This is a genomic window from Nonomuraea sp. NPDC050383, from assembly GCF_044459125.1.
Classification (GTDB): domain Bacteria; phylum Actinomycetota; class Actinomycetes; order Streptosporangiales; family Streptosporangiaceae; genus Nonomuraea.
This window is the reverse complement of the sequence record NZ_JBITIP010000001.1, coordinates 1-20,828: the sequence shown is the minus strand read 5'-3', so window position 1 is coordinate 20,828 and position 20,828 is coordinate 1. Positions and strand designations below refer to the sequence as shown.

Here is a 20,828-nt window from a genome sequence, read left to right as displayed (position 1 = left end):
GGTCGCGCTTATGGATCGATCGGTAGCCGAGCAGCTCACTCCTCACCTCCCGGCCGAGGTTGGCGAGATCATCGGTCGTAAGCGCGAGATCGGCGCGATCAGGAGCCTCCTGTCCACCACGCGGTTGCTGACTCTGACGGGCACGGCCGGCGTGGGCAAGACGCGCCTGGCGACCCATGTGGCGGCCCACGTGCAGCGGGCCTTCCCCGACGGGGCGTGGCTGGTCGAGCTGGCCTCTCTGCAGGACGAGCAGCTGCTCGCGGTGGCCGTCGCAGAGGCCCTGGGATTGCAGGAGGAGATACCCCGGCCGTCGACCGAGAGCATGATCGACCATCTGCGGGACAAGCGGATGCTCCTGGTGCTCGACAACTGCGAACATCTGGTGCAGGCCTGCGCTTCGCTGGCCGGCACCCTGCTCGGCGCGGCACCCGGGGTGCGGCTGCTGGCCACCAGTCGCGAGGCGCTGGGAGTGCCGGGCGAGACGCCCTTCATCGTGCCCCCGATGTCCTTCCCAGGCCCCGACGACCAGGTCACCGGGAGCGACGTCCCGCGTTACGATGCCCTGGCGCTGCTGGCGGAGCGGGCCAAGGACATCGCGCCGGAGGTCGATATCGCCTCGCGGCCTGTGGCGGCGGCGCGGTTGTGCCGCCTGCTCGACGGCATTCCGCTGGCGATCGAGCTCGCAGCGGTGTGGCTGCGGGTCCTGTCGCTGGATCAGATCATCGACAGGCTCGGCCACCGCACGCACTTCCTGAGACGGGGTTATCGCACCGCCCTGCCGCGCCACCAGACGCTGGGCGCGGCGGTCGAGTGGAGCTTCGAGCTGTGCTCCGTCCAGGAACAGATCATGTGGGAACGCCTGTCGGTGTTCGCCGGCGGCTTCGACCTGGCAGCGGCGGAGGAGGTCTGCTCGGCCGCGCCGCTCACGCGCGAGGACGTCCTGCCCCTGCTGGCCACGCTGACCGAGAAGTCCATCGTGACCAGGGAGACCTACGGCACCCGCCCCCGCTACCGGATCCTGGAGACCCTGCGAGAGTACGGTCAGGACCGGCTGGCCAAGAGCGAGGCGGCACCGGCGACACGACGCCGGCACGCCGCGTACTACCTGGGCCTGGCCGAACGCAACAGGGCCGGCTGGTTCGGCTCCAACCAGGTGGAGTGCTTCACCACGGTCGTCCCCGAGATGCCGAACCTGCGGGCCGCGCTGGACCACTGCCTGGGTGAAGACCTCCGTACCGAGGAGGCGATACGGATCTTCACGGCGCTGGAGGGGTACTGGAGCTTCTTCGGCGGTCCATCCGAAGCCCGCCATTGGATCGACCGGCTCCTGGAGTGCCGGCAGATAACCGGGCGGGAACGCTTCAGCGTGCTGACCGTGGGGACCTTCTTCGCCCTCATGCAGGGCAGGATCGACACTGCGCGGCCGCTGCTCGAGGAGTGCCGGCTGCTGGCCGACGGCTGCGAGAGCCAGGGGCCGAAGGCGATAACGAGGTTCCTGTCAGGACGGCTGACTCTGATGGAGGGTGAGTACCAGGGCGCGATCGGCCTGCTCGAACCGGCCCTGGACTGGTACGAGCGCAACACGGGCGAGACCGCTGAGGACGGGGTCCTGCATGACGCGTTCCTACCGGCGTTCTACCTGGCCCTGGCCGCGATCTTCGCCGGCGATCCACGCGCCGGGTCCTGGGTGGCGCGCTCCCGCCAGATCGCCGAGGCGGCAGACTCGCGTGGCGAGATCGCGCTGGCGATGTGGGCTGCGGGCATCCAACGCTGGTCCGCGGGCGACCTGACCCAGGCCGCCTCCTTGTTCCGGTCCAGCCTGCGCCTCGAAGGATCGGCCGGCTACCGCTACAGCCCGGCGTGGTTCGTGGAATCACTTGCCTGGGTCGCCGCCGCGCAGGGGCACGACGTGCCCGCCGCGCGCCTGATCGGCGCCGCCGGCATGATGCGACGCCGGCTTGAGGTGTCGCTGGAAGGCTTGCGCCCTTACGACGACGCCCACCGTGCCACAGAGTCGTCGCTGCGCGCCCGTCTCGGCGCGAAGGATTACCGCAAGGCTGTCGATGAGGGCGCCAGCTTCGACTTCGACGCGGCCATCGGCTATGCCTTGCAGGAGCCACCCGAGCCGCGGGCCGACTCCGCGCCCTCCGCCGCACCGGCGCCGGCGCTGTCGCAGCCGGTGCTGACCCGGCGGGAGGCCGAGGTGGCCCGTCTCGTCGCAGAAGGCATGCGCAACAGGGACATCGCGGCCGGCCTGGGCATCTCACAGCGGACGGCCGAGGGCCATGTGAAGCACATCCTGGACAAGCTCGGATTCACCTCTCGTGCACAGATCGCCGCCTGGTACGTCAACCGGTGATGCCAGGGAATCACCGCTCGCGAAGGGCTCCCGCACCAGGCCACCGGGCCGGCGATGACGTCAGGCCGGCCGCCAGCCGGACCAGCACCGTCCGGTCGCCCAGCTTCGTGGTCTTCGCCTTGTGGGCGAATCGATCGTACTTTTGGCAGGCGATTGACTACTCATGGTGATATGCGCAGGCAGGCGGGTAGGCCCTGACCGTGACGAGGAGGACCGGGAGACGGGGGGCCGCGGCCGTGCTGCTGGCCGGGGCCGTGTTCCTGCCGGCCGCCTGCTCCGGCGCCGGCGGCCGGAGCGTCCCGCTGGTCAACCTCTACAACGCGCCGCAGGAGAACCTCGCCGCCATCGTCGCCCGCTGCAACGTCCAGGCCCGCGGCCGCTACCGCATCCTGCTCAACACCCTGCCCCGCGACGCCGACGGCCAGCGCGAGCAGCTCGTGCGCCGGCTCGCCGCCGCCGACCCCGGCCTGGACGTGCTCGGCCTCGACGTCACCTGGACGGCCGAGCTGGCCGAGGCCCGCTGGATCCGCGAGTGGACCGGCGAGCACGCCCGGCTGGCCCGCGCGGGCACGCTGGCCAAGCCCCTCGACACCGCCACCTGGCGGGGCAGGCTGTACGCGGCGCCGTACAACACCAACGTGCAGCTCCTGTGGTACCGCTCCGACCTGGTGCCGCGCGCGCCCCGCACGTGGGGCGAGATGGCGAGCGCCGCCGCCGGCCTGGCGGCGCGCGGCAAGCCGCACTACGGCGAGGTGACCGGCGCCCAGTACGAGGGCCTGGTCGTCTGGTTCAACAGCCTCGTCGCCTCCGCCGGCGGGCGCATCCTCGACCCCGGCGGCACCCGCGTGGCGCTCGGGCCGCCCGCCCTGGAGGCGCTCACGGCGATGCGCGACTACGCCCGCTCCCGGGCCGCCGACCCGTCGCTGTCCAACACGCAGGAGGACTCCGCGCGGCTGGCCATGGAGGGCGGCCGGGCCGCGTTCGAGGTGAACTGGCCGTTCGTGTACGCCTCGATGGCCGCCAACAAGCCGGAGCTGCTGCCGCACTTCAAGTGGGCGCCCTACCCGGGCATCCGCGGCGCGGGCGCCTCGCCGCTGGGCGGCGGCAACTTCGCGGTCAGCTCGTACTCGCGGCACCCCGAGCAGGCGTTCCAGGCGGCGCTGTGCCTGCGCGACCCGGTCAGCCAGCGCATCGCCGCGGTCAAGGACGGGCTGCCGCCCACCATCGAGGCGGTGTACCGGGACCCCGCCATGGCCGGGCCGTACCCGATGCGCCAGGCCATCCTCGACGCGCTGAGGACGGCCGCGCCCCGGCCCAAGACGCCCACGTACCAGAACGTCTCCACGACGATCTCCGCGGCGCTGTCGCCGCCCGCCTCCGTCGACCCGCCCGTCACGCTCGCCGGGCTGCGCGAGCAGATCTCCCTCGCGCTGCGCAGCCAGGGGGTGCTCCCGTGAGCGCGACCGCCAAGGACGGGCGCCAGCCGCTCACCGAGGGACAGCGGGCCGAGCGGCGGCTCGGGCTGTTGCTGTGCGCGCCCGCCGCGTTCGTCATGGTGGTGGTCACCGGCTGGCCGATCGTCTACTCGGTGCTGCTCTCGCTCCAGCGCTACGACCTGCGCTTCCCCGCCGCCAGGGCCTGGGTCGGCCTGTCCAACTACGCCACCGTGCTGACCAGCTCCGTGTGGTGGAACGCCTTCTGGGTGACCCTGGTGATCACCGTCGTCAGCGTCGCGATCGAGCTGGCGCTCGGCATGCTGCTGGCGTTCGCGATGTACCGGGCGCTGGTCGGGCGCGGCCTGGTCCGCACGGTCGTGCTCATCCCGTACGGGATCGTCACGGTCGCCGCCGCCTACGGCTGGAAGTACGCCTGGACGCCCGCCACCGGCTGGCTGGCCGGTCTGCTGCCCGAGGGCACGGCCCCGCTGACCGAGCGCGGCCCGGCCATCGCGATCATCATCCTGGCGGAGGTGTGGAAGACCACGCCGTTCATGGCGCTGCTGCTCATGGCCGGCATGGCCGTGGTACCCGAGGAGCTGCTGCGCGCCGCGTCGATGGACGGAGCCGGCCGCTGGCAGCGGTTCACGCGGGTGACGCTGCCGCTGATGAAGCCGGCGATCCTGGTCGCGCTGCTGTTCCGCACGCTCGACGCGTTCCGCATCTTCGACAACATCTACGTGCTGACCAACGGCTCCCAGAACACCTCCTCCGTCTCGGTCAGCGCCTACCACAACCTCATCGGCGGCCTGAACCTCGGCATCGGCTCCACCATGTCCGTGCTCATCCTCGTCACCGTCGCGATCATCGCGGTGATCTTCATCCTGGGGTTCGGCACGGCCGCGCCCGGAAGCGAGCGGTGATGGAGGCCGGCCGCCGGAGCGTCTCCGGCTGGACCGTCGCCAACGTCGTGGTCGTCCTGTACGCGATGATCCCGGTGCTGTGGATCGCGTCGCTGTCGTTCAAGGATCCCAGCACGTTCACCGACGGCTCGTTCATCCCGCGCAGGTGGACGATCGACAACTACACCGGCATCTTCGCCAACACCGACTTCGTGCGCGGCCTGATCAACTCCATCGGGATCGGGCTGATCTCCACGCTCGTCGCCATCGTGTTCGGCACCATGGCCGCCTACGCCGTCGCCCGGCTCGCCTTCCCCGGCAAGCGGCTGCTCATCGGCGTGTCGCTGCTGATCGCGATGTTCCCGCAGATCTCCCTGGTCAGCCCGCTGTTCCAGATCGAGCGGGCCCTCGGGCTGTTCAACACCTGGCCGGGGCTCATCATCCCGTACATCACGTTCGCGCTGCCGCTGACGATCTACACGCTGTCGGCGTTCTTCCGCGAGATCCCGTGGGAGCTGGAGAAGGCGGCCAAGATGGACGGCGCCACGCCGTTCCAGGCGTTCTGGCAGGTGATCGTGCCGCTCGCGGCGCCCGGCATGGTGACGACCGCGATCCTCGCGTTCATCTTCTGCTGGAACGACTTCCTGTTCGCCATCTCCCTGACCTCCTCCGACGCCGCCAGGACCGCGCCGGCGACGATCTCGTTCTTCACCGGCAGCAGCCAGTTCGAGGACCCGACGGGCTCCATCTCGGCGGCGGCCGTGGTCATCACCATCCCTATCGTGATCTTCGTGCTGTTCTTCCAGCGGCGGATCGTGGCCGGGCTGACCTCCGGGGCGGTGAAGGGATGACGCGACGCCATGGCTGAGATCGTGCTCGACCACATCACCAAGAGGTACGCCGACGGCACCGTGGCCGTCGACGACTTCGACCTCCGCATCGCCGACCACGAGTTCGTGATCCTCGTCGGGCCGTCGGGCTGCGGCAAGTCCACCACCCTGAACATGATCGCGGGCCTGGAGGACATCACCGACGGCGAGCTGCGCATCGACGGGCGCCGCATGAACGAGAAGGCGCCGCGCGACCGGGACATCGCGATGGTCTTCCAGTCGTACGCGCTCTACCCGCACATGACGGTCCGCGAGAACATCGCCTTCCCGCTCAAGCTCGCCAAGATGGACAGGGCGGCGATCCAGGAGCGGGTGGAGCGGGCCGCCGGGCTGCTCGACCTCGCCCCGTACCTGGAGCGCAAGCCCGCGGCCCTGTCCGGCGGGCAGCGGCAGCGCGTGGCGATGGGCCGGGCCATCGTGCGCGACCCCAAGGCGTTCCTCATGGACGAGCCGCTCTCCAACCTGGACGCCAAGCTGCGGGTGCAGATGCGCACGTCCATCTCGCGGCTGCAGAAGAGCCTCGGCACGACCACCGTGTACGTCACCCACGACCAGACGGAGGCCATGACCCTCGGCGACCGGATCGTCATCATGCGCGCCGGGCTCATCCAGCAGATCGGGCCGCCGCAGGAGCTCTACGACCACCCGCGCAACCTGTTCGTGGCCGGGTTCATCGGCTCGCCGTCGATGAACGTCCTGCCGGCGCGGCTGGAGGAGGGCGCGCTGCGCACGGCCATCGGGGACATCCCGCTGCGCGGCCGGCTGGGCCAGGCCGCGCGGGGCCGGGACGTGCCGCGCGAGGTCATCGCCGGCATCCGGCCGGAGTCGTTCGAGGACGCGGCCCTGGTCCACGACGCGGACGGGGGCGGCACGTTCACCGGGACCGTGGACCTGCTGGAGTCGATGGGGCCGGAGAAGCTCGCCTACTTCACGCTCGGTGCCGCCGCGGTCCGCTCGGAGCACCTGGCGGACACGGGCGGCGAGGAGGCGGCGGAGGGCACCCAGCTCGTGGCGCAGCTCGACCCGAAGTCACGGGCCCGCCGGGGGGAGCCGCTGCGGCTCTGGTACGACACGCAGGCCGTTCACCTGTTCCATCCCGAGACGGGGGAGAACCTCACTGAGCGCGCCTGACGCGGACACTCACGCGCGTGCCGCGAAGCGCCGTCCCGACACGCCCCCCACCACCGGGCTGAGCACCCACAGCAGTGGCACGCCGTCCACCAGCCAGGTCAGCCCCGCGGTGAGCAGCCAGAACGCCCCCACCACCATGAGCGTGGCGGCCTGCACCCGCATCGCCGCCGCGTCCGCCCCCGGCCGCAGCACCTGGTCACGCAGGATCGCCCGCAGCAGCGCCGCCTGCGCGAACAGCAGCGCCGCCACCGCGCCGGCGAACAGGCAGACGGTCAGCGGGTTGTCCGCCGACTCGCCGATCAGCCCCGTGGCGTACGGCAGCAGCACGACCACGATGAGCAGCGGGACGTGCCTGGCCATGATGCGGGGCGAGACCCGGACGACCATGTCGAGGGTGCGGTGATGCTCCCGCCAGACGCCCCACAGGATGAGGAAGGCGATGACGAAGGCCAGCCAGGTGCTCCAGTTGTCGCCCAGGAAGTCCCACAGCCGGGCCGCGCGGGCCATCCGCGACCCTTCGCCCTCGGCCACGTTCGCGGGCGGGCGGGGGATCTCCACGGCCAGCAGCGTCATCGCGATCGCGAACACGGCGTCCACGAACATCGCCACCCGCTCGTGCGTCATCCCCGCCGCGACCGCGTCCCCCTCGCCCATGCCACCCTCCCTGGTCACCGAGCGTAACGACGGGCCGGGCCGTCACGGTGCAACGGTGAGCCAACCGGGCCCCAATCCATGGCAGATCGACAGGAGGCGTACCTGTCCCGTGCGCGACGACGACCTCGACGGGTACGCCGCCCCGGTGGCCGTCCAGGCCCGCACCGCCTGATCCGTCTCTCACCGCTTCCGGGCCGTCCTCTAGAGTGCGGGCGTGATGTCGCAGACGTACCTCTCCGAGCTGTTCTCCCTGGACGACAGGGTCGCCATCGTGACCGGCGGGAGCTCCGGCATAGGCCGGGCGATCGCCGGGGCCCTGGCCCGCGCCGGCGCGCGCGTCGTGGTCGTGGCGCGCAGGCAGGCCGAGCTGGCCGCCACGGTGGACGAGCTGACCGCCGGCGGCTGCCGCGCCGCCTGGGTCAGCGCGGACCTCGGCACCCGCGACGGCGTGCGGGCGGCGGCCGAGCAGGCGGCCGGGGTGTTCGGCGAGCCCGACATCCTGGTCAACAGCGCCGGGATCAACCTGCGCCCGCCGATGAACGAGATGACCGACGACGTCTGGGACATCACGATGACGGTCAACCTGGAAGCGCCCTACCTCCTCGGCCGGCGGTTCGGCCCCGGCATGGCGGAGCGCGGCTTCGGGCGGATCATCCACGTCAGCTCGCAGCAGGCGCACCGCGCGTTCGTGCAGAGCGGCGTGTACGGCGTCTCCAAGGGCGGGCTGGAGTCGCTGGCGCGCTCGCAGGCCGAGGCGTGGTCGGCTCACGGCGTCACCTGCAACACGCTCGTGCCCGGGTTCGTGATGACGCCGCTCAACGCACGGCTGTCGTCCGATCCCGAGAAGGTGGCCGAGCTGGCGGCCCGCACCATGGTCGGCCGCAACGGGCTGGCCGAGGACTTCGCGGGCGCGGCGGTGTTCCTGGCCGGCCGCGGCTCCGCGTACGTCACCGGGCAGTCGATCTTCGTGGACGGCGGCATGTCCGTCCACTGAGGGCTCCGGACCGCCCACCGGTGCGGGCGGTCCAGGGTCGTGCGCGGCCTGTCAGCCGATGCGCAGCGGCAGCGTCCGCGGTCCGCGGACCTGGCCCGCCGCCCAGCTCACCGCCGCCGGGTCCGCCAGCTCGAACACCGGGACGCGCTCCAGCCACACCTCCAGCGCCAGCCGCAGCTCCATGCGCGCCAGGTGCGAGCCCACGCACCGGTGGATGCCGAGGCCGAACGCCACGTGCCGGTTGACCTCGCGGTCGATGACCACCTCGCCGGCCCGGTCGAACTGCGCCGGGTCACGGTTGGCCGCCGGGAACGACAGCAGCACCCAGTCGTCGGCCTTCATGTAGACGCCGTTCCACCGCATGTCGTCCTTGACCAGCCGCGCCATCGTGACCGGCGCGTAGACCCGCAGCAGCTCCTCCATCGCCGTCGGCAGCAGACCCGGCTCGGCGACCAGCCGCTCCCGGTCGGCCGGCGTCCTGGCCAGGTGCCACAGCGACGCGCCGATCGCGCTCCAGGTGGTGTCGATGCCGGCGATGAGCAGCAGCGCCATCGTCCCGGCCACGTGGGACGGCTCGAGCTTGCGGCCGTACAGCTCCGCCTCGATGAGGTACGTCGTCAGGTCGTCGCGCGGACGGGCGACGTGCTCGCGGATCTGCTGGAGCAGGTAGTCGAACAGCTCGTCCATCCGCTCGATGCGCTCGTCGGGCGGCCGGTTGACGCCTTCGAGGGAGTTCTCGATGAACTCGCGGAAGCGCGGCCCGTCCTCGGGCGGGAAACCGAGCATGTCGGCGATGACCCGTACCGGGATGTGCTGGGCGTAGTCGCGGGCGGCGTCCACGACGTCGCGCCCCTCCAGCGCGTCGATGAGCTCGTGGCATAACGCCCGCGTCGCCGCCTCCCGCTTCGAGACCGCGGTCTTGGTGAACGCGGGGAGCAGCAGCTTGCGGGCGTCGTGGTGGAACGGCGGGTCGGAGGAGATCGGCGGCACGCCGCCCACCGGAGCGATCTCGGGGGGCGGCCGGAAGTTGCTCATGACGACCGCCCGCGAGGAGAAGTGCTCGGTGTCGTAGGCGATCGCGGCGACGTCCTCGTAGCGCGTCGGCAGCCAGCCGCCGCCGAACCGCTCGGTGTGCGCGATCGGGCAGCGCTGCCTCAGATCGTCCTGGATCGGGTACGGGTCCGCCGCCCACTCCGGCTCCATGTGGGAGAAGTCGGTCGCCCAGTCCGAAACCGGGCCGATGACCGGGTCGGTACGGATGCCCGGGGGCGGCTCGTCGCCGCGCGGCTCCCGGAAGTCCTCGGTGAAGCGGTCGTCGACGGTCATCTCACGCCTCCTGTAACAGGTCGATCGCGCGTTCGGGACAGTTGGACACCGCCAGGCGGGCCGCGCGGTCCTCGCCGGGCGGCACGGCCCCGTCGCCGGCGACGTGCCCGTAGCCCTCGTCGTCCTCCTTGAAGATGCCGGGGGCGAGCGTGTAGCAGCGGCCGTGCCCCTGGCAGCGCTCGGAGTCGATCTGCACTTTCACCGCGTCGCTCTCCTCTGTTCGTTCATTCGTTGGTGCCGGACGGCGCTCCGGACGGCGCTCCGGACGGCGCTTCGGACGGCGCTTCGGACGGGGCTTCGGACGGGGCGAGGGCGGTCACGACGCGGGCGAGCAGCGTGGCCCACTCCTCGTCGCCGACCGTGTGCAGGTCCGGAGTGACGAGCGAGCTGCCCATCGCCAGGAGAAGGCAGAAGTGGGCCAGCGCGTTCGGCGACAGCGCGGGGTCCAGCTCGCCGCCGTGCTGGGCGGCGCGGACGAGCGTGGCGACCCAGTCGGCGCGCTCGCCGACGTAGTCGCGCATGGGCCGGGCGACCTCCTCGTCCCGGCGGGCCGCGACCAGCGCCTGCACGATGAGGTGCCCGCTCGGGTCGCGGCGGCGGGGCAGCCAGCGGCCGATGACCAGCAGCAGGTCCGTGGCGGACCGGTCGGGGTCGGCCGCGAACAGGTCGGCCAGCAGCCGCCGCCCGTGCGCGCGCAGCGCCGCGACGAGCAGCTCGGCCTTCGACCCGAAGTGCGCGTAGAGGGCGCCGTTGCTGACGCCCGCGGCGGCGGCGATGTCGGCCACGCGCGTGCCGTCGTACCCGCGCTGCCCGAACACGTCGGCGGCGGCACGCAGCAGCCGCTCCCGCGTCTCGGCGGCGGTGACACCGGCGATGCGCCCCATGAACGAATTAAAAGATCGTTCATTTGACACGTCAAGAACAGCAGTGAGATCTCGTCAGTTGTCTGGCGACGTTCGAGTTGGCAGTAGGGAACAGGAACTGACAGTGGATATGGCAGTGAGTACCACTAGATGGCAGTGAGGTCAGTAAGGCGGGTGTCGCGGGCGGGTGGAGGAGGGCATGGGAGTCTGGCCTCGGCGGCTGGCATTGGTGGTCTCTCCTGCCCCTGGCGAGTCGTTCGCCTCGTGGGTTGATCGATTGGCGGTGCGCAACGGATGCCCGCCATGGATGATGGCCGAGTCGCTGGGATTGGATCTGCGTTCGGTGTCCGGCGATGTGCGTTCGTTGGCGTATGGTGTCGTCGCAACCGCGGAGATGTGTGAGGCGATCAGTGCTGCCACGGGGGTAGACACCGAGGTCGTGCGGGATATGCACCTGGGGGTTTTTAGCGGCTCCGCCGTGGACCTGACGGGCGTCCGTGTGGGCGACAAGGAGTCTGTTTGCCGGGCGGAGGTTCGTGAGTGGGCTCGATTCTTCGGCAGCCGGGCGTGCCCGCAGTGTCTGACGGCTTCGAGCGGGGTGCGGCAGGTCTGGTGGAAGCTGGGCTGGGGCGCGGTCTGTCCGGTCCATCACGTGCTGCTCGTGGATCAGTGCCCAAGGTGTGGTGTTCGGCTGCGCCGAGGTTCGGCTGGTCGGCCGCTCGGCCTGTCGCGCAGGCGGGCGCCGGATCCGTTGCGGTGCGGTGCGGTCGTGAGCGGGATGGTGTGTGACCAGCTGATTCCGCGGATCAGGACGAGCACGGTGAGCGGGGACCTGGCAGGCAAACAGCAGATGGTTCTCGAAGTGACTGAGCGTCGTCGAGCGCCACTGGTCGGGGGCCAGGTGGTGAGTGCTGGGCAGTGGTTTGCGGCTTTGAAGGCGGTCGCGGTGTTGGTCCGCCTGGGCGTTCCGGAGGTTTTGCCCCTGCTGAAGGCAGGGTCATCCGACGGTGGCCAGGCCTTGATCAGAGAGGTCGTACGGCACCAGGGCAACCGAGCCGGTCCGCAAGGCCGCTTCGGCACGGTTCCACAAACGGCGGGCGCGGCTGCCGAGCTGCTGACGGTGGCCCTGGACTTGGTGGGCGCGGATGGGAAGTCGGAGCTGGTGGCCCGTCTGGCGCCGCTGAGCGCGGTCGCGCGGAGGAGATGGACAGGGTTGCGTTCGGATCCGCTGGCGGAATTGAGTCTGCCGTCAGTGTTCGCTGCGGCCTTGAGCATCGCCTGGTGAATCAGGCCGAGCTCGTCACACGGCCGGGCGGCTATGGATGATTGACGCGAAATCGGGACGGAGTCATGGCGGAAGAGTTACCGTCGGTTCATTAATCGTTACCATCCGCTTAGCGGAGGATCTCGACGAGGTTAGGCAGTCGCTCTGACGATCTCGGGAGGCGCGATGAGGCCAGCGAGCGACCTACAGCTGCGCAGCGTCCAGGTTCGCTACCTACACCCCGATGGGCAAGAAGGGCGCTGTCCGCTGGAGGCTGCCGCTGAGGTGGCCTTCGAGAACTGCGGCGCCATCCGGCGGTTCCCACATCGAGCCGACCAGTCGCACACGCCCAGCACGCACTGGTCCTCCACGACGAACCGGATGATCGACTGCGAGTCGTATCTAGAAAGTGTCTGGATGACGCTGCTGGACTTCGACCCCGAGGTGAGCGGCTTCTCCAGCCAGCCCATGCAACTGCTCGGCGTGGACGACCGCGGCACTTGGAAGGCCACTCCTGACTTGTTCGTGCGCCGGTTGGACGGTTCGGCAACGGTGATGGAGGTCAAGAATCCCAGCCGGCTGGCCGATGCGAGAGTGAAGGCGACCGCGGAACGAGTCAGGGCCTGCTGCGCCGTCGCGGGCTGGGGCTATGAACTGGTCGGCGAACCGCCCGGACGGCAACGCACGATCAACGTGCTGACGTTGGCGGGATATCGCCGCGAGATGGTGGGCGTGAGCAATTACCGTACGCAACTGCTGGCCTTGGCCGACAAGCGGTGTCGCTGGGGCAGTTGGTAAGCTTCGCCGCCGAACCATTGGTGGCCCGCGCGGTCGTGCTGCACCTGTGCTGGACCGGCGAGCTGACGGCGGATTTGTCACGCCCGCTGGAGGACACCACCGCGGTCTGCGCGGCTTGGGCTAACAGCGCCGCCGGAGCACGTCAGTGAGCGGGCCGGATGAGATCGCAGGTCGTCGGCTGGCCATGGGCATGTGGGTGTGGTTCAACGACGAACACCACCAAGTGGTTGGCCACAGCGGCAGCGAAGTCCACCTGCACTCCGCCGCCGGGCAGTGGACGGCCATCTACATCTCGCATCTGATGGCTGCTTCAGAGTTTCGGCTGCTGAGCGAAAGCCCCGTTGAGTTGCCCGTCTCCAACGTCGATCCCGGGGCGTTACTGGACGGTCTCGCTGAGGGCAAAGCGGCAATACTGCGTGACCTTGAAGGGCACCTGAACGAGATGTGGAAGGGCTATCGCAGCGGTCAGCCGGATCAGGCAGAGCCGGGGGAACCACGCCCGTCCTATGATCCAGCCCTGGTGCCGAGACTGAGTGATCGGCTGGCGGCCAAAGCCATCGAGCTCGGCATGGGAGAGCGGACCCTCTGGCGAAAGCTGCAGCGTTACCGCGAGGAGAAGCGCAAGGGGTTGATCGACGGGCGCGGCGCCGAGATGCACGATCCACTGGCTCGCGCCGATAAGCGAGTGTTGGATGCGATCGTCGTTCAGCACACGATCGCTGAGCGAGAGGACTCCACCGTCACCAACCGGGTCCTCAACTACCTCAAGATCAGATACGTCGATCCGGCGCTGCTCAAACCGCTCGCGCTCTGGGAACCTGGCGCGCCCCATCACCTGCACCCAGCCGAAACCGTCGAGAATCTGCACCTGCCCGAGGCGGCACTGCTCCTGGCCGGCGAAGGACGACGCCCCTGGCAGACCACTGCAGGTGTCCGGGCATCCCCGCAGCGAGTACGGGCTAGCAGTTGATCTTCGGCTCCGTATTGTCAACTTCGATGACACAAACGCCGGCACTTCGAAATCGATCGGACTGACAGTGCCCAGGTCGGCCGGTCAGTGACGCCGGGAAGTCAACCACCACTCAGGGTTCCAGCAGGCGGTGAGGGCCCGGACCGTGGTCCGCGAGCGTGTCCGCGGGGTTGACCAGCGCGCACTGCTCGAAGGACAGACACCCGCAGCCGATGCAGTCGGTGAACCGGTCGCGCATCCGCTCCATCTTCTCGATGCGGGCGTTGATCTCCCTGCTCCAGCACACCGACGCGTTCATCCAGAACTCCCGGGTGGCGGGCTCGCCCTCCGGCAGGAAGCCCAGCACCTCTCCGATCACCGACAGCGGCATGCCAACGCTCTGTGAGGCGCGGATGAACGCCACCCGGCGCAGAGTGCTGCGGTGGTAGCGGCGCTGGTTGCCGTCGGTGCGACGGCTGGTTATGAGTCTCTGACGCTCGTAGAAGCGCAGCGCAGAGGCAGGGACGCCGCTGCGACCGGACAGCTCCCCGATGGTCAACTCCTGAACAACGTCCAAATCCGACATATCGCTCAGCCTAGCTTGACTTAAACCTTTGTTTAAGCACGAGGCTGTTCACACGGCGCGACGAGCGCCGCACTCTCCAGCAACCCCGAGGAGCCCTGTCATGTCCGAGCAGCCGATCAGGCTCGTTGTCATCGTCGGCAGCGTCCGGTCGGGCCGGTCCGGCCCGACCGTCGCGAACTGGTTCGCTCGCCAGGCCCGCCGGCACGGAGAGTTCGAGGTCGATGTCGTCGACCTGGCGCAGGTCCCGCTCCCCATGACGATGCCGGATTTCGGGTCGGCGCCGCCCCCTGGGGCGGCACAGGCTCTTGAGAACCTGACCCCGCGGTTGGACGCCGCCGACGTGTTCGTCGTCGTGACGCCGGAGTACAACCACAGCTTCCCCGCGTCCCTGAAGAACGTCATCGATTGGCATCACCGGCAGTGGCAGGCCAAACCGGTCGGCTTCGTCTCCTACGGAGGTCTGTCCGGCGGGCTGCGGGCGGTGGAGCACCTGCGTCTGGTCTTCGCCGAACTACACGCGGTGGGGATCCGGGACACCGTCAGCTTTCACGGCGCCGGCCAGTTCGATGACAAGGGCGACCCGGCCGACCCGGAGGGCTGCATGAGCGCCGCCAACCTCATGCTTGACCGGCTCACCTGGTGGGCCAGGACATTGCGCGACGGCAGGACCACCCGCCCTTACGCCGCCTGACCCGCACGCACAGAACGCGACCTGCCCGCCCCGAGCAAAATCCACGGAGACAGCAATGACCGAGACAATACGTCAGTGGATCAGGCAGCATGCCCATGCCCTCACCACCCTTGCCCCCCACGACCCGCTGGCCGATCTGGCGGCCCTGCGCGACCTGACGCGTGATACCACGGTCGTCGCCCTCGCCTCATCGGCCCGCCAGGCCCACGAACTGTCGGCAATCGCCCATCGCATGCTGAGATTCCTGGTCGAGGAGATGGGGTTCCGCTCGATCGCTCTGGAAGGCGACAGCGCCGCACGCCTGAACCTCGACGAGTACGTCCGCACCGGCCGGGGCGACCCGCATACGCTCCTGGCCGACGCCCGGTCCTTCTGGCAGACCGAGGAGATCGTGGGGGTCATCCGATGGATGCGCGCCTACAACGAACGACACCCGGACGACCCGGTCCGCTTCGCCGGCGCTCCCGACCGAGCCCCCCTGAAACCCGGCAATCTGCCGGAGATGGTCGGCGACGCCATCGAACAACGCCTGGCCGAGGACACAATCTGGTGGCACGACCACACCGGAGACAAGATCGTCTACTGGGGCGGTCTCGCACACATGGTCAACGGCGCCACCCGGACGCTCTCCCCATCGCTCACGCACCGCAACGCGGGCAGCTACCTACGCGAACGCTTCGGCAGCGGTTACCTGTGCATCGGACTGACCTTCCACCACGGGTCGCTGCCCTTCCATGTCCCCGCCCCGCCGCCCGACTTCGCCGAGACACCTCTGGGCGATGCCGGCCTGGACTCCTTCTTCCTGGACCTGCGCGCGCAGAGCCCGGCCCCGGTTCGCGCCTGGCTCAACACCCCGGCCAGAACCCGGCTGATCGGCCCCGTCTACGACCCCGGCAACGACGCCGCCCACCACCTAACCGGCGGTTCACTCGCCGACTGGATGGACATCGTCGCCCACCACCGGCAGGTGACACCCGTCCGCCTCATCGGCCACTGATCCGCCGGGGCGTCAGGCCCTCGCGAGCCTCCTTCAAGCTGAGATGTTCTCCCGGCAGTCGATCTTCGGATGGCTACTGTCAACTTCGATGACGCGACCACCGATATTTCGACGTGAGTCAAAGTGACAGTGCCCAGGTCAGGGGCGGGTCTCACTGTCATCTTCGCTGCTTCCAGACATCAGTTGTTGTCTGACGGCCTTGCAGATGTCAGTACGGCACCAGGGATGTCAGTGCATCCGGCAGTAGACCATCGGAGATGTCAGTGGGCACGTGTGTCGCAGGAGGTTCGGCCCGGGAGATGGTGGCGATCTGGCCCCGGCGGCCGGCGCCGGCGTCACCGGCGGCCGCGCGGTCGATCGTTGCCCGGCGTCAGCCGCTCCGCGATCCACAAATACGTCCCCGAGCTCGCGAGCGGCCGACCTGCCGTCGATCCGATGTCCCTCCGTCAGTGGGGCTCATCGACGCGTGCATGGACAACGACGCCGGTGTCGAGACAGTGAACGGTAATCGTCACCGGGCCGTTCTTACGCGCAGTATCCGACGAGCTGGCTGGGATCAGATCGCAAAATGCGCCGGTGAGGCGGCGGGTCATGAGGTCGATCATGGTGGTGTGGATCGTGGCTTGGGACCGGGCGGCGGTGGGCCATCAGTCGGCCGGTAGACGTCACCTACGACCGGCTGGTGGCCCTGCATGGCACCGCGAGCTCGAACATGAGGCGCCGGTGTCCGGCCTGTCTGGATGCGCTATTCGGGCTCGACGAACTGCATGTCGAGCTGGATCTTGATGGAGTCACCGAGGACAGCGAGGGCGAAGCCGAGACCGAAGTCGCTACGACGGATGTCGCCCTTCGCCTCGAAGCCGGCGTGCCGGCGTCCGTCCACGGTGGAGTGCTCGACACCGCCGAACTCGACGTCGAAGGTGACGGAGCGGGTCACCTCGCCGATGGTGAGGTCGCCCTCCATGGTCCAGTCGTCGCCGTCGCCGTCGATCCTGGTGGAGCGGAACGCCATGGCCGGGTGGTTGGCGACGTCGAGCATGTCGGGGCCGCTGACGTGGGCGTCGCGGTCGGCGTTGCCGGTGTCGATCGAGGCAAGCGCGACGGTGGCGGTGACCGCGCTGCCGTCGAGGGTCTCGCCGACGATGAGGTCCGCCTCGAAGCGCCCGAACTGGCCGCGCACCTTCGAGATGCCGAGATGGCGGATCGTGAAACCGACCGCTGAGTGGAACGGGTCAAGGGTCCAGTGCCCGGCACGGAGCGGCAGGGCAGTCGTGGTCGTCGTGGTGGTCTTGAAAGTCATGCCCCCAACCTGGCCCGGGCGTCGGCGTGCAGGGAGGCCGGGCTGAGGCTGGCCCTGACAGGGCGACGATGAGCGCGCCGCGGGCCGGTAGGTTGCGGATGTGAGCGTCAACGAGCTGGGCGCGTTCCTGCGGAGCCGCCGAGAGGCCATCACTCCCGCCGACGTAGGGCTTCCCACAGGATTCCGGCGGCGGACCCCGGGGCTGCGCCGCGCCGAACTTGCCACACTGGCGGGGGTCAGCGTCGAGTACCTCGCACGGCTGGAGCAGGGCCGCGACCGGCGTCCGTCACCACAGGTGCTCGGCGCGCTCGCCGACGCCCTGCGGATGTCCACCGACGAGCGTTTCCACCTGCGGCTCTTGGCGAAGGCGACCGAAGGCGGCAGCGCGTTCGTCTGCCCTTCGGCTCAGCCACCGGTCGTGTCCATCCGGCCGACGGTGCGGGCCTTGCTGGACAAGCTGGAACCCGCCCCGGCCGTGCTGATCAACCGGATCACGCAGGTGCTCGCGTACACCACGGGCTTCGAGCGGCTGGCCCGGCCTACCGGGCTCCTGGACGCGGCCGAGCCCAGCTTCGTACGGTTCCTGTTCACCGACCCGCGCGCCCGCGACGTCTACCCCAACTGGAACGCCGTCGCGACCCAGCAGGTCGCCATCCTCAAGCACGCGGCCGGTCTCGCCGACCCGCACGTGGCGAACCTCGTTGACGAGCTCACCGTCACGGCCGGGCAACTCTTCGCTGAGCGGCTCACGACGCCGGGCCTCCCCGAGCGGGCCGGTGTCCAGCTCTGGACGCATCCGAAGGCCGGGGAACTGCGCCTCGCGTACGAGGCGCTCGAACTCTCCGACGACCAGCGCCTGATCGCCTACTTTCCGGCGGACGAGACGTCGTCGGCCACGCTCGATCGCCTGGCCGGCCGTCACCCCGGCACACTCCGCGTCGTCAACGGCTGACCGCGGATGTTCGCCTGCCGAGGGTTCCGCCGTTCGTTGGGCGGCCTGTTCCCGGTGGGCTGCTCCGATGGCCGGGTCGGTGAGAGTCAGGGGCACGGCAGAGGCGCTGACGCATCGGCGGGTGGCCGGTGACCAGGAACGCGAACCGCAAGGTGACGATCACCCACGCTGTTTTCGTGATCAACTTCTAGTGACAGGCGACAACCACATGAGATTGAGCACGTTCCGCATTGGAGGTGAGCTCAGCGTGCAGCGGGTCGGCTTCGGGGCCATGCAACTGCCGACCGAACCCCGACCCGCTCGGGAGGCCGCCATCGCTGTGGCCCGGCGCGCCGTCGAGTTGGGCGTCACGCTGATCGACACCGCGCACCTGTACGGCTGGGGCGCCAACGAGGAACTCCTCGCCGAGGCACTGCATCCCTATCCGGACGACCTGCTCATCGCGACGAAGGTCGGGGTCGCGCCGCCGAACCCCCCGCAAGACGCGGCGATCTGCGGACGGCCCGACTTCCTGCGCGATCAGGTCGAGCAGGGCCTGCGTCGGCTCCGGGTCGAACGGCTCGAGCTGCTCCAACTGCATCGCATCGATCCGACGGTGCCGCTCGCCGACCAGCTGGAGGCGCTGCGCGAGCTCCAGGTCGCGGGCAAGATCGGCCACATCGGCCTGTCCGAGGTCACCGTCGCCGAGCTCGAGGAGGCGCGGCAGATCATTGACGTCGCGAGCGTGCAGAACCGCTACAACGTACTCGATCGCGAACACGAGGCCGTGCTCGACGCCTGTGCCGCGGCGGGGATCGCCTTCCTGCCTTGGCGGCCCATCCATCCCGCGGTATCGAAGGCGACGGCGGAAATCGCCGCCGTGGCGGCCGAACTCGGCGCCACCGCAGCGCAGGTCTCGCTCGCGTGGCTGTTGCACCGTTCGCCGGTCATGCTGCCCATTCCTGGCACCGGCACGATTGGGCACCTGGAAGAGAACGTCGGCGCGGCGAACCTGCGGCTGAGCGACGATCAGTGTCGGCGGCTCGATCGCATCCACCCGCGATGAGACGTGATGACAGCTTCGTTGGCGACAGGTCCGCCGCGAGTCGCGTCCTCGCCGGAATGACCCGCGCGCAGCAAAACCAGAACCATGCACGCTCATGACACTTGATCTTCGGCTGGGTACTGCGAACTTCGGGCTCTGGCGCTGATCTTGTTGCGCGGCGGATTCGACTTGACGGTCCTGCGGCTCTTGGTCAGGTTCGTCTCAGTCTTCGTCGGCCGCTAACGAAACAGCGGGACGGCGGTCTCGTCAGCGGCCGACGAAGACCGCTGTCCCGCTGTTTCGGTCTGTGACTACAGGTGAGGCGCATCTCCGTCTCAAGGCGGTCGGCTAACCAGATGAGGTCCGCACTCAAGATCGCCCATCCCATGCCGATGGTTCAGGGACGATCGTAGAGAGCCCACCGATCAAGGTGCATGAGCGCCCGCGCGTAGGCGCGCTCGCTTGTCTGAGCGGTCAGTCCGGCGAAGAATACGTGCTCAGCCGCGAGACGCTCAGCGTCCGCGAGGTTGGTCGGCGGACGGGACACAACGAAGCCGGTGGCAAGACCGATCACGGTGGGTTCGGCCCCGTGCTGGTCATACCAGCGGTGAGCTGCCGCGACCAGCAACTCAGGCTCATGTCCGGACGAATAATAAGAGTCCAGGTAGGCGAACGCGGCCCATGGTTCGGGCCGCGGCAGGACAACTAGGTCCTGCGGCTGCCCAAAATGGGCAACGTCATACCCATCAAGGTTGTATCCCTCCTCCCCAGTGCCGAGATCCCCAGAAGCCCTCCGAGCGCTAATCTCGGCGATGCGAGCGTCGACGTCGACCGCTGCGGATCTGGCCAGCACATCGGCTGGCGCGTTGCGTGGGTCAGTGGGAAAGAAAAGCTCCAGTTCCGAGGCGTATATCCGGTCCAGCGTAAGGACAGGATAGTGATCCGGCAGCGCAGTCCGGACCTGCCGCCACAGCTGTTGCCCGTCGCCGGTGATGTGAACGACCAAGACAGGCCCGCCAAGAACCAGAACCTCCTCGGCGGGATACGACTCGAGGCCAGCGGCGCTCAGGATCTCCTTCATGGAACGACTCTAGGGGGTGCTTGATCAGTTGCGGCAGAATCACAAGCCACCCCGGCCACCGCACCCGCATAGTCTCCCCGGTCCTGGAGGCATCGCCCCAGCCGATGTCGCCAACGGCCTGACGGAGATCCGGGCCTCCGTCGGTCCCTTCCTCTGCCTACAACGCCGCTCGCCGCCACCGAGACGGGAAACAGATCAACTGACGAAATCTGGCTCTAGGCAGTGTTTTGTGGATCAGAAGGAGTGTTTAGCCGCCTGATTCGCCGATTCGGGCAGCACGGTGAGCTCGGGCGTGGCTCGATGGGTACATGGTTCGTCGCCATGAGTTAACGGATGCTGCGTGGGAACGTGTCGCACCGCTGCTACCGGCCAATCCGGGGCGGGGTGGTCGCTGGCGGGACCACCGCCAGGTCCTCAACGGCATCGTGTGGAAGATCCGCACCGGTGCCGACTGGCGGGACATCCCTGAACGGTACGGTCCCTGGCAGACGATCTATCAGCGGTTCCGTCGCTGGTCAGCGGACGGGACGTGGCAACGGCTGTTGGAGCATGTCCAGGCTCATGACGATGCGGCAGGCGCGGTGGACTGGTCAGCGGTGTGCGTCGACTCGACCATCGTGCGGGCCCATCA

22 protein-coding genes are annotated in these 20,828 nt (G+C 69.1%); 14 read left to right on the top strand and 8 right to left on the bottom strand.

What is annotated here, in order from left to right; all coding sequences use genetic code 11:
• Positions 1-10 precede the first annotated feature (10 nt).
• From ACIBG4_RS00110 to ACIBG4_RS00090, 5 genes are all read left to right on the top strand, one after another.
• Positions 11-2,359: a LuxR C-terminal-related transcriptional regulator gene (locus tag ACIBG4_RS00110; RefSeq protein WP_397199952.1), complete on the top strand. Its 2,349-nt coding sequence runs from the start codon at positions 11-13 to the stop codon at positions 2,357-2,359.
• Positions 2,360-2,559: 200 nt separating this feature from the next.
• Positions 2,560-3,816 (top strand): ABC transporter substrate-binding protein, encoded by a 1,257-nt coding sequence (locus ACIBG4_RS00105; RefSeq protein ID WP_397199951.1) that lies wholly within the window; start codon positions 2,560-2,562, stop codon positions 3,814-3,816.
• On the top strand, positions 3,813-4,718 hold the full coding sequence (locus tag ACIBG4_RS00100) for a carbohydrate ABC transporter permease (protein WP_397199950.1): 906 nt from the start codon (positions 3,813-3,815) through the stop codon (positions 4,716-4,718). The genes ACIBG4_RS00105 and ACIBG4_RS00100 overlap by 4 nt, the downstream gene beginning before the upstream one ends.
• Positions 4,718-5,548 carry a carbohydrate ABC transporter permease gene (locus ACIBG4_RS00095; protein WP_397199949.1) on the top strand — a complete coding sequence of 277 codons (831 nt, stop codon included), beginning with the start codon at positions 4,718-4,720 and terminating at the stop codon, positions 5,546-5,548. Before ACIBG4_RS00100 ends, ACIBG4_RS00095 begins: the two co-directional genes overlap by 1 nt.
• 9 nt (positions 5,549-5,557) lie before the next feature.
• Positions 5,558-6,718 carry an ABC transporter ATP-binding protein gene (locus ACIBG4_RS00090; RefSeq protein WP_397199948.1) on the top strand — a complete coding sequence of 387 codons (1,161 nt, stop codon included), beginning with the start codon at positions 5,558-5,560 and terminating at the stop codon, positions 6,716-6,718.
• 9 nt (positions 6,719-6,727) lie between these two features.
• Here the strand turns inward: ACIBG4_RS00090 and ACIBG4_RS00085 are convergent, their stop codons facing one another.
• Positions 6,728-7,372, bottom strand: coding sequence for a TMEM175 family protein (locus ACIBG4_RS00085; RefSeq protein ID WP_397199947.1), 645 nt, complete (start codon positions 7,370-7,372; stop codon positions 6,728-6,730).
• Positions 7,373-7,589: 217 nt separating this feature from the next.
• Here ACIBG4_RS00085 and ACIBG4_RS00080 point away from each other — a divergent pair, with 217 nt between their 5' ends.
• Entirely contained in the window at positions 7,590-8,366 is a 777-nt protein-coding gene (locus ACIBG4_RS00080) for an SDR family NAD(P)-dependent oxidoreductase (RefSeq protein WP_397200677.1), read from the top strand.
• 51 nt (positions 8,367-8,417) lie between these two features.
• On the opposite strand, the gene ACIBG4_RS00075 is transcribed toward ACIBG4_RS00080, so the two are convergent.
• Genes ACIBG4_RS00075 through ACIBG4_RS00065 form a run of 3 tightly spaced genes read right to left on the bottom strand, consistent with a single transcriptional unit; the run spans position 8,418 to position 10,576 of the window.
• Positions 8,418-9,692, bottom strand: a complete 1,275-nt coding sequence (locus tag ACIBG4_RS00075) for a cytochrome P450 (RefSeq protein WP_397199946.1) — start codon at positions 9,690-9,692, stop codon at positions 8,418-8,420.
• A 1-nt stretch (position 9,693) separates the two neighbouring features.
• Positions 9,694-9,894: a ferredoxin gene (locus ACIBG4_RS00070; protein WP_310712092.1), complete on the bottom strand. Its 201-nt coding sequence runs from the start codon at positions 9,892-9,894 to the stop codon at positions 9,694-9,696.
• 22 nt (positions 9,895-9,916) lie between these two features.
• Complete coding sequence (locus ACIBG4_RS00065) at positions 9,917-10,576, bottom strand: TetR family transcriptional regulator (RefSeq protein ID WP_397199945.1); 660 nt, start codon at positions 10,574-10,576, stop codon at positions 9,917-9,919.
• 178 nt (positions 10,577-10,754) lie between these two features.
• Between ACIBG4_RS00065 and ACIBG4_RS00060 the strand changes: the two genes are divergently transcribed.
• From ACIBG4_RS00060 to ACIBG4_RS00050, 3 genes are all read left to right on the top strand, one after another.
• Positions 10,755-11,840, top strand: coding sequence for a TniQ family protein (locus tag ACIBG4_RS00060; protein WP_397199944.1), 1,086 nt, complete (start codon positions 10,755-10,757; stop codon positions 11,838-11,840).
• Between the two features lie 165 nt (positions 11,841-12,005).
• Entirely contained in the window at positions 12,006-12,617 is a 612-nt protein-coding gene (locus tag ACIBG4_RS00055; RefSeq protein WP_397199943.1) for a TnsA-like heteromeric transposase endonuclease subunit, read from the top strand.
• 145 nt (positions 12,618-12,762) lie between these two features.
• Complete coding sequence (locus tag ACIBG4_RS00050; protein ID WP_397199942.1) at positions 12,763-13,587, top strand: hypothetical protein; 825 nt, start codon at positions 12,763-12,765, stop codon at positions 13,585-13,587.
• A gap of 112 nt (positions 13,588-13,699) precedes the next feature.
• Here ACIBG4_RS00050 and soxR read toward each other — a convergent pair whose 3' ends face one another.
• Positions 13,700-14,152, bottom strand: a complete 453-nt coding sequence (gene soxR, locus ACIBG4_RS00045) for a redox-sensitive transcriptional activator SoxR (RefSeq protein WP_397199941.1) — start codon at positions 14,150-14,152, stop codon at positions 13,700-13,702.
• 100 nt (positions 14,153-14,252) lie between these two features.
• Between soxR and ACIBG4_RS00040 the strand changes: the two genes are divergently transcribed.
• Both ACIBG4_RS00040 and ACIBG4_RS00035 read left to right on the top strand, forming a co-directional pair.
• Positions 14,253-14,843 (top strand): NADPH-dependent FMN reductase, encoded by a 591-nt coding sequence (locus ACIBG4_RS00040; protein WP_397199940.1) that lies wholly within the window; start codon positions 14,253-14,255, stop codon positions 14,841-14,843.
• 55 nt (positions 14,844-14,898) lie between these two features.
• On the top strand, positions 14,899-15,840 hold the full coding sequence (locus ACIBG4_RS00035) for an erythromycin esterase family protein (protein ID WP_397199939.1): 942 nt from the start codon (positions 14,899-14,901) through the stop codon (positions 15,838-15,840).
• A 446-nt stretch (positions 15,841-16,286) separates the two neighbouring features.
• On the opposite strand, the gene ACIBG4_RS00030 is transcribed toward ACIBG4_RS00035, so the two are convergent.
• Positions 16,287-16,445, bottom strand: coding sequence for a hypothetical protein (locus tag ACIBG4_RS00030; protein ID WP_397199938.1), 159 nt, complete (start codon positions 16,443-16,445; stop codon positions 16,287-16,289).
• Positions 16,446-16,585: 140 nt separating this feature from the next.
• Positions 16,586-17,140: a YceI family protein gene (locus ACIBG4_RS00025; protein WP_397199937.1), complete on the bottom strand. Its 555-nt coding sequence runs from the start codon at positions 17,138-17,140 to the stop codon at positions 16,586-16,588.
• Between the two features lie 100 nt (positions 17,141-17,240).
• Between ACIBG4_RS00025 and ACIBG4_RS00020 the strand changes: the two genes are divergently transcribed.
• Complete coding sequence (locus tag ACIBG4_RS00020) at positions 17,241-18,092, top strand: helix-turn-helix domain-containing protein (RefSeq protein WP_397199936.1); 852 nt, start codon at positions 17,241-17,243, stop codon at positions 18,090-18,092.
• A gap of 208 nt (positions 18,093-18,300) precedes the next feature.
• The gene (locus tag ACIBG4_RS00015; protein ID WP_397199935.1) at positions 18,301-19,137 is read left to right on the top strand and encodes an aldo/keto reductase; all 837 of its coding nucleotides are present in this window, start codon (positions 18,301-18,303) and stop codon (positions 19,135-19,137) included.
• A 376-nt stretch (positions 19,138-19,513) separates the two neighbouring features.
• On the opposite strand, the gene ACIBG4_RS00010 is transcribed toward ACIBG4_RS00015, so the two are convergent.
• The gene (locus ACIBG4_RS00010; protein WP_397199934.1) at positions 19,514-20,197 is read right to left on the bottom strand and encodes a DUF4253 domain-containing protein; all 684 of its coding nucleotides are present in this window, start codon (positions 20,195-20,197) and stop codon (positions 19,514-19,516) included.
• Positions 20,198-20,505: 308 nt separating this feature from the next.
• Between ACIBG4_RS00010 and ACIBG4_RS00005 the strand changes: the two genes are divergently transcribed.
• Positions 20,506-20,828 (top strand): IS5 family transposase (locus tag ACIBG4_RS00005; RefSeq protein ID WP_397199933.1); only part of this gene is annotated, 323 nt, incomplete at its 3' end.

What these genes read in the sequence shown, in the direction of transcription:
- ACIBG4_RS00055 (WP_397199943.1), top strand. Translation starts at nt 12,006, where the DNA reads ATGAGGCCAGCGAGCGACCTACAGCTGCGCAGCGTCCAGGTTCGCTAC.
- ACIBG4_RS00040 (WP_397199940.1), top strand. Translation starts at nt 14,253, where the DNA reads ATGTCCGAGCAGCCGATCAGGCTCGTTGTCATCGTCGGCAGCGTCCGG.
- ACIBG4_RS00090 (WP_397199948.1), top strand. Translation starts at nt 5,558, where the DNA reads ATGGCTGAGATCGTGCTCGACCACATCACCAAGAGGTACGCCGACGGC.
- ACIBG4_RS00025 (WP_397199937.1), bottom strand. Translation starts at nt 17,140, where the DNA reads ATGACTTTCAAGACCACCACGACGACCACGACTGCCCTGCCGCTCCGT.
- ACIBG4_RS00065 (WP_397199945.1), bottom strand. Translation starts at nt 10,576, where the DNA reads ATGGGGCGCATCGCCGGTGTCACCGCCGCCGAGACGCGGGAGCGGCTG.
- ACIBG4_RS00075 (WP_397199946.1), bottom strand. Translation starts at nt 9,692, where the DNA reads ATGACCGTCGACGACCGCTTCACCGAGGACTTCCGGGAGCCGCGCGGC.
- ACIBG4_RS00080 (WP_397200677.1), top strand. Translation starts at nt 7,590, where the DNA reads ATGTCGCAGACGTACCTCTCCGAGCTGTTCTCCCTGGACGACAGGGTC.
- ACIBG4_RS00110 (WP_397199952.1), top strand. Translation starts at nt 11, where the DNA reads ATGGATCGATCGGTAGCCGAGCAGCTCACTCCTCACCTCCCGGCCGAG.
- ACIBG4_RS00015 (WP_397199935.1), top strand. Translation starts at nt 18,301, where the DNA reads ATGAGATTGAGCACGTTCCGCATTGGAGGTGAGCTCAGCGTGCAGCGG.
- ACIBG4_RS00010 (WP_397199934.1), bottom strand. Translation starts at nt 20,197, where the DNA reads ATGAAGGAGATCCTGAGCGCCGCTGGCCTCGAGTCGTATCCCGCCGAG.
- soxR (WP_397199941.1), bottom strand. Translation starts at nt 14,152, where the DNA reads ATGTCGGATTTGGACGTTGTTCAGGAGTTGACCATCGGGGAGCTGTCC.
- ACIBG4_RS00060 (WP_397199944.1), top strand. Translation starts at nt 10,755, where the DNA reads ATGGGAGTCTGGCCTCGGCGGCTGGCATTGGTGGTCTCTCCTGCCCCT.
- ACIBG4_RS00085 (WP_397199947.1), bottom strand. Translation starts at nt 7,372, where the DNA reads ATGGGCGAGGGGGACGCGGTCGCGGCGGGGATGACGCACGAGCGGGTG.
- ACIBG4_RS00095 (WP_397199949.1), top strand. Translation starts at nt 4,718, where the DNA reads ATGGAGGCCGGCCGCCGGAGCGTCTCCGGCTGGACCGTCGCCAACGTC.
- ACIBG4_RS00035 (WP_397199939.1), top strand. Translation starts at nt 14,899, where the DNA reads ATGACCGAGACAATACGTCAGTGGATCAGGCAGCATGCCCATGCCCTC.
- ACIBG4_RS00030 (WP_397199938.1), bottom strand. Translation starts at nt 16,445, where the DNA reads ATGATCGACCTCATGACCCGCCGCCTCACCGGCGCATTTTGCGATCTG.